This is a genomic window from Syntrophomonas sp. UBA1041, from assembly GCF_002316705.1.
Taxonomy (GTDB): domain Bacteria; phylum Bacillota; class Syntrophomonadia; order Syntrophomonadales; family Syntrophomonadaceae; genus DTU019.
In genome coordinates this window covers 5,008-6,297 of the sequence record NZ_DCEA01000046.1, presented here as the reverse complement: position 1 = coordinate 6,297, position 1,290 = coordinate 5,008, and the positions used below count along the sequence as shown (strand labels likewise).

1 protein-coding gene is annotated in these 1,290 nt (G+C 50.9%); it reads left to right on the top strand.

The annotated features are described in order from the left end of the window. Positions 1–141 precede the first annotated feature (141 nt). Positions 142–1,086: a copper amine oxidase N-terminal domain-containing protein gene (locus B2633_RS07205; protein WP_483169926.1), complete on the top strand. Its 945-nt coding sequence runs from the start codon at positions 142–144 to the stop codon at positions 1,084–1,086. Positions 1,087–1,290 lie beyond the last annotated feature (204 nt).

Here is a 1,290-nt window from a genome sequence, read left to right as displayed (position 1 = left end):
CAGGATGGGGAGATATCACCCGGCATTCCTGATTTCAAAAAAACTAAAAAATTGGACTCATTGACCAGTAGTTGAGATAAAATGCATATAAAGGCAAGAAAGTCTGAAAAGAAGCGTATACCTGGGTGAAGGAGGTACACTATGACAAGACCGATTAAAAATATCATGATTATGCTGCTAATATCCTTGTTGATGCTGTCCGCCGGGGCAGGCATGGCTCAAGCGGCAACCAGGAACTCGGTTAACCGGGTGGTGTCGGTGGGAGATGATTATCGCGGCTACCCCCGCACCGATCTTACTATTATCGAGGAAGAAGCTTTTCCAAATGGAATCCAAGCCGGCCAAACTTTTGAACTCTTGCTGCCCATGGGGGTGGAGTGGATCCGTGATTCGAACGGCACGGCCACCTACGAAAGTGAAGACATAATATGCCAGAACTGTTCGGTGGAGGCGGAATTGCGCAATGCCAGGACAGTCGAGATCACCGTCACCGCGGCCGATCCGGAGTCGGTCTCACAATTGGAGATCCCTCTGGTTTTCGCAGTCAATGATTTCTTGGGGGATATCGAGGTGACCATCGATTCTCTGGATTCTACCATAAGCGGAGGCCAATACCTGTTCGCCCAGGTGCCTTATAAACTTGTTCCGGTGCCGGAACCGGAACCCGATCCGCAACCTCAACCTGTTCAGCAGCAGCAGGCGGTTTTCACCATCGGCAGTCCCTTCTACAGCCTCGATGGTGAAGTGCAGCCGGAGATGGATGTACAGCCTTATATAAAGGAGGGGCGCACCTATCTGCCGGTGCGTTATGTGGCCTACAGTCTGGGAATAGATGAACAGAATATTCAATGGGATGGAGAGACCCGCAGCGTGGTACTTAGCAAGGGTGACCAAAAGGTGCAAATCTGGATTGGCAGCAGAGCGCTTATTCATAACGGAACTTTATCCGATATGGATGTGGCTCCGGAGATCTGGCAGGGGCGCACCATGCTGCCGATTGCCCATGTTGCCGAAGCCTTTGGCGCCGCAGTAAAGTGGGATCCGGTTGTGCGTTCAGTAACCATAGTTGTGAACAGCCCCGAATAGGGGTTATAAAGCGCAATATGCCTCGGTTTCGGGTTGTATAGGGGAGTTGACCGGCTGGTCGGTTTGCGGCTATAATCAGAATACATATCGTGCCAGGAAGGATGGTTTTTGTGCACAAAAGGGTTATTATACTGATGCTGGCAGCCTTTCTAATCTGCAGTATCATTTCACCTGCTATTGCCGGGGACGAAGCTGTTCAGCCCC

What these genes read in the sequence shown, in the direction of transcription:
- B2633_RS07205 (WP_483169926.1), top strand. Translation starts at nt 142, where the DNA reads ATGACAAGACCGATTAAAAATATCATGATTATGCTGCTAATATCCTTG.